The organism is Protofrankia symbiont of Coriaria ruscifolia, from assembly GCF_900634745.1.
Taxonomy (GTDB): domain Bacteria; phylum Actinomycetota; class Actinomycetes; order Frankiales; family Frankiaceae; genus Protofrankia; species Protofrankia californiensis.
The window spans coordinates 13,787-14,398 of the sequence record NZ_CAAAFR010000124.1; the positions used below are offsets into that span (position 1 = coordinate 13,787).

Genomic DNA, 612 nt, shown 5'->3' on the forward strand with positions numbered 1-612 from the left:
CCAAAGGAAGCACAACAGGATCCACTACGCGCTGCGGGTCGTCGGCGAACGCGCGAACGCCCTCCTGAAGTACTTCAAGGCCCTGCGCAACGTCAGCCTCGACCCCTGGAAGATCGGCCTGATTGTGAAAGCCGCCCTCGTCATCCTCCACACCGAGCACGGCCGCACCACCTGACGACCACCACCCGAACACGCCATTGTGGTTACACGCCGCCACCAACGGTTACTGGGAAAGGCTCAATCGTCCCGGCGCGCGTGTCCCACTCCCGCATCCGGTACCCATTCCGACGATTCGTCCGATCCGGTGATATCTCCCCGTACCCGGCGCCACAGACACCGTCGACCTCGGCGTTCATCAACGCCTCCGCGAACGCCTTCACCATCGAACCCAACAGATCCGGACTCGCCGCCACCAGCTCCTTGCCGAACCCCTCAGCGTCGGTCACAGTCGGACGCACGATCATCGCGTTTCCTCCTCCTCGAGTTCTTGCCTGTTCTCGAAAAGGATCACGCGGTGGTCACTTCACGTCACGGACCGCCACTCCGGCGAGTCGTTAGACGATCACACCCCGTACACCACGTCCGTGGACTCCACTCGGTGCCCCTGCCCCC

The 612-nt window shown here is 63.4% G+C and carries 2 pseudogenes; one reads left to right on the plus strand and one right to left on the minus strand.

The window, feature by feature from the left end:
- A pseudogene (locus tag CV1CTNOD_RS14725) lies at positions 1 to 175 on the plus strand (IS5/IS1182 family transposase); the annotation flags it as partial.
- A gap of 61 nt (positions 176 to 236) precedes the next feature.
- Here CV1CTNOD_RS14725 and CV1CTNOD_RS14730 read toward each other — a convergent pair.
- Positions 237 to 464: pseudogene (locus CV1CTNOD_RS14730) on the minus strand (transposase); the annotation flags it as partial.
- Between the last annotated feature and the right edge of the window lie 148 nt (positions 465 to 612).